This window comes from Chitinophaga sp., assembly GCF_039596135.1.
Lineage (GTDB): Bacteria > Bacteroidota > Bacteroidia > Chitinophagales > Chitinophagaceae > Chitinophaga.
This window is the reverse complement of record NZ_JBCNKH010000132.1, coordinates 1-4,451: the sequence shown is the minus strand read 5'-3', so window position 1 is coordinate 4,451 and position 4,451 is coordinate 1. Positions and strand designations below refer to the sequence as shown.

The following is a 4,451-nucleotide window of genomic DNA, read 5'->3' as shown; positions in this document are numbered from 1 at the left end:
GTTTGAGGAGAATTATGTGAGCACATTTACGAATGTGTCTGAGTTGATGAATGTAAATAGCTGGCAGAAGAGCGCGCTGTTGGGGATATCTAAAAAGTATAAGATTAATGCGAAGTTGAAAGGAAACCTGATGTTGTTGTATGATTTTCTGGCGAGCAGGAATTTCCCGGCTACGAGTGCTGTAAAGGTGAGGTTTGGGTATACGATGTAAATAGCCCTCTATTTAAATAATTAAAATGAAACAGGTAAAATTCGAGCCCGGAAAAATTCTGGCCTTATACGCCACCTTCTTTCAGGCTTATATGTCCTTTTACAGGTATTCAACAGGTAGCCAGGAAGAATTTATTACTTATTTTAACGAAAAGAATGACGAAATGAACTGCCTCCGTGATTTCATTGAACGATGCCTTCAGGAGAACATCAACATTGAATTCCGTAAGTATCCCGCCACCGGTTTTATAGAACGTTTATATACCAGGTGCTTAAAAAAAGACTCCCTGTCTGAATTTGAATTATGTACCGCTGCTTATTTTTGTAAGGAGATCCTCCAGGTTATTTCCTGTCCATCTGTAGAAGCTATCAGGCAGACAAAGTTCATTTATGATTTCAACCCGTTTTCACGGAATATATTATCCGGTCATTTGACAAGACAGGAAGTATATAATGCTGAGTGTATTGATTATTTCTACCATTCTTTTTACTACACCTGTTTTTCACTGAAAGAAATTCTCGCATCTAAAAAACGATTAAGGTCTATATATAGCACCCTGATATATCTTTAGCTTACCTATGGAAATAGAATTAAAACTCCCGCTAATAGAAATTGCATACACTCCTTTGACAATTATCCTGATAGCCTTACGATATACTTTACTAATAGGTGGGGTTATATTTGCGCTTTACCTTGGCCCTATTAGTGTTGTTATGATTGTGGTCAGCTTTGTCCTGCTCATTGTAAATTCTCATTTTAAAAATTATAAGGTGATTGGTGAGATCATTTTTGGATATCATTCCATTCGTGTAAATGGACAATATGTCTCTATCAAAGAAATTGAAAAGATTTCCTCCAGATTTGAAAGAGAAGATCAACTACCAAGACATAAGTTGGTAGCCACAGTATCAGGCGCGAGAAATCTTATTTGTTTTTATGTAAATGGTGTAAAGCAAACCCACCGGGTATTAATGAATTATAGTGATCAGCAGGCGCTGGATTTTTTAATAAAAAAGTGGGAAGAATTGTATGGTTTGAAAATGGGTCGTCTCCTTTAATATCCTATCGCCTGAAAGTAGGACACAACGTCTGCCGCCTGCTTTCATTCCTGCTGCTTAAAAACCCCCTGTAAGAAACAATCACTTCCAGCCCACCCCTCCGCTGCGAAGCAGCCGCCAGCTTATCTACATTCACATCATAACTCAACCCGAAAAGAAAGTTATACATCTCCATCCTGACCACAGGTATAATCGCATCATTCTTCCTGTACAAAACCCCTACCGTAAAGTTCTTAGACAGATCTACCTCGTCTGATAAGTCCCAGCTATACATCGCACCGAATTGCATAGTACTGATACCAACTGCATCCACAGGTATTATTCTTCTGAATTGCCGGAAGTAATCCGCATACAAAATAAACCTGTTCACCTCACTGGTAGGTACAGATAATCCTGCATTGAGAGACACCCGTTTGTTTAAAGTAATCTTATTCCCTTTAAAGAAACCCACCTGCGGACTATTCAGGTGATACCCGGCAGCGCCAAAGAACAAATCAATTTCATTCTTTAACGTTCCATTATAACTCACCCCCGCAGCCAGGTCAAAGTAATTCACACTGGTCATATCAAAAGTTTGTCTCGAAGAAGGCAGGATACTGAAAGCACCATTGCTGCCCATTACAAACTGATCGTTGAATTGTAACTTACTGGGATCAAAGCGCTGCTGCATCAATCCTCCCATAAACGCAACGGAGATATAAGAAACCTTTTCTCTCCCGATATAAAAACTGCTATTCACCGCCGGCATAATCTGCGTAGTACTGAACTCTGAAGTACCTGCCACATCGCGCAATACCTGCAGGCCATAAGTGACCGTACTGTTCTCTGAAAACAATGCATGGAAAGGTGTTTTATATTCCGCACTCAATCCAAAAGTTCTGTAAGGCACCGTTACACTCTCCCACTGGTTCCTGTACGAAGCGGTGACCCGGATGTCTCCCTCAAAGATGCCTGCCAATGCCGGGTTCCTGAGCAACGGCTGGTCGTAATATTGAGAATAGCCCACATCCTGTGCGCTTAACTGCAGACTATATAAAAATAAAAAGACGATGACCTTTTTCATACTACATACTTTAGAATAATGTTACATTCCCTTTCAATGTATAAGGGGTACCATTCTCACAAATAACTTCTACGGTGTAGACATATACACCGGTATCTGCTTTCTTGCCGTTGATATACCCGTTCCAGCCAAACTCGCTGCTGTTAGGTGCAAAATTGCTCCGCTCGTACATTACCCTGGCCCAGCGATTAAAGACCCTGAAAGACTTCACGGTGGCAATACCACTGGCGCGTACCATCAGTATCCTGTTTTCCGGCAGACCATCAGGGGTAAAGGCATTGGGAACAAATACCTGTGCATCTTTACAGAAGGCACGTACACAAATGGTATCACTACCACTACAGCCGTATTTGTTGGTGGCAGTTACCGCATAGCAGGCGTCGTTCTTTACTGTCAACACCGGCTTGTCGCACAGTGCATCATTGCATTGCAGATCATCTGCCGGTGTCCAGGTATAACTTTGCATAGGCAGTATACCGGGTTCAGTGGAATTAGTTAATACAGGATCGAGTGTAATTTTGAATCCTGTAGGCAGCATCAATGTGTCGATGGCAAATCGTATAAGGGGATAGTTACCTATTTCAATCAATGTGTCTGTAGTAGCAGCACAACCTGTTTCATTAGCAGTAACGGTTACAGCATACCGGCCAGCATCTGTCAGTGCTACCTTGTCAATACCTGCATACGTACCATTGACGGGGAAACCCCGGCCCGGCCCTGTCCAGAGGTAGGTGAGTGTAGCGTTGTCGCTTATGCTGCTGGTGGCGCTTAAGTACAATTCATCACCTACACAGAGTGGCGTGCGTGTATTGATCACAGGTTTTGAAGGAGAGCGGTTGATGATTACAATAAAACTATCGGCGGCAGAAATACAGTTGTGTTGCGTTGCATATACAACATACGTACCTGCATCAGCAACGCTGGCAGCAGGAAAAGTCACCACCGTATTATTCACTGTATCAGGGTAAGGGCCAAAGGCAGGGCCTGCCCATACGTATGCGATCTCCCCATTCTGTGGACTGGTAGCTGACAGCGCTGTCAATGTCAGCGGGGTTTCACTGCAGATAGGTGGATTATAACCTGCTACCGGTTTTGCCGGCGGATCAGGATCTTTTAATACAAATACATCATTCAGATGTGCGGTGGTACAACCGCCGGTACTTTCTGCATAAAAGTTTGTATAGCTGCCCGCGGTCAGTGGCAGGGTAATTTTGCCGTCGCCATCTGTGAAACCGGTGGCCACCAATGCTGTATTGAATTTTTTATAGTGAACAATGACAGGAACATTTGCAACAATCTGGTCATTCAGATCTCTTGTCTGCAAAACGATGGTGCCGGAAGGGATGCCACAGGCAGCAGGATTGGTAAAATCTGCACCGGTGATTTTCAAAGTAGGATGCACGATGGCGATCACACTTGCCTTCGGGCCTTCGCAACCAAAGCTGCTGCGCTGGTTGGCATAGTATTGTAAACGAATGGAATCAGCTGTAGTAATAACAGGAGCGGCAGGCAATAATGCCTGTTGCGCATCGTACCAGTGAATCGTGTACCCCGGCAGGGCTGTGGCCTGCAAGGTAATGGATGCCCCGCCCATACAGGCGCTCACATCATTCACCCCCGGTGCCGGCACTTCAGGATGTACCGTGAGGTGAATATCGTAGACGGCACCGGCGCAGGTGGTTTGCTGAGGATTGAATGGCGTGACCCTTACAGTGATGATGACATCACTGGTCCCTTTATTTGTAAATAAGAGGCTCAGATTGCCCGTAAAATTGCCATTTGATGTTCCGGTTACATTTGATGGCAAAGTGCCGGAAACAGCCCAGGAATAAATCGTATTGGCGACAGATGAAACCGGGGTGAAGGTGGCGCCCGTACCCGAGCAGACTGCCTGATCAGGTACAGGGAAATTGATCAGGGGACTTTCATAAATCGTCACAGGGGTAGTGGTCGTAAATCCCGGGCAGGGGCTTAATGCAGCAATTGTATAAGTCACAGTATAAACACCCGGTGTACTTGCCGCTGGTGTGATGGCTCCTGTGGTTGTATTCAATGCCAATCCCGAAGTTGAAGAAAATACACCTCCTGTAGTACCTGATAGTGTCACCGCTTGTAGTGT

General features: G+C 44.3%; 4 protein-coding genes and 1 pseudogene. 3 read left to right on the top strand and 2 right to left on the bottom strand.

The genetic code is table 11. The features are described 5' to 3' along the window. From ABDW16_RS31145 to ABDW16_RS31135, 3 genes and pseudogenes are all read left to right on the top strand, one after another. A pseudogene (locus tag ABDW16_RS31145) lies at nt 1-211 on the top strand (hypothetical protein); the annotation flags it as partial. Nucleotides 212-236: 25 nt separating this feature from the next. Continuing rightward, nucleotides 237-782 (top strand): hypothetical protein, encoded by a 546-nt coding sequence (locus ABDW16_RS31140; RefSeq protein WP_343675367.1) that lies wholly within the window; start codon nt 237-239, stop codon nt 780-782. Nucleotides 783-789: 7 nt separating this feature from the next. Beyond that, the gene (locus tag ABDW16_RS31135) at nt 790-1,269 is read left to right on the top strand and encodes a hypothetical protein (protein ID WP_343675366.1); all 480 of its coding nucleotides are present in this window, start codon (nt 790-792) and stop codon (nt 1,267-1,269) included. A 4-nt stretch (nt 1,270-1,273) separates the two neighbouring features. Here ABDW16_RS31135 and ABDW16_RS31130 read toward each other — a convergent pair whose 3' ends face one another. Together ABDW16_RS31130 and ABDW16_RS31125 are read right to left on the bottom strand one after the other, a co-directional pair. After that, entirely contained in the window at nt 1,274-2,332 is a 1,059-nt protein-coding gene (locus ABDW16_RS31130) for a PorP/SprF family type IX secretion system membrane protein (protein WP_343675365.1), read from the bottom strand. Nucleotides 2,333-2,342: 10 nt separating this feature from the next. Next, nucleotides 2,343-4,451: gliding motility-associated C-terminal domain-containing protein (locus tag ABDW16_RS31125; protein WP_343675364.1), on the bottom strand; the 2,109-nt coding region annotated here is incomplete at its 5' end.

Coding starts and splice junctions, on each gene's coding strand:
- ABDW16_RS31140 (WP_343675367.1), top strand. CDS start 237: ATGAAACAGGTAAAATTCGAGCCCGGAAAAATTCTGGCCTTATACGCC.
- ABDW16_RS31135 (WP_343675366.1), top strand. CDS start 790: ATGGAAATAGAATTAAAACTCCCGCTAATAGAAATTGCATACACTCCT.
- ABDW16_RS31130 (WP_343675365.1), bottom strand. CDS start 2,332: ATGAAAAAGGTCATCGTCTTTTTATTTTTATATAGTCTGCAGTTAAGC.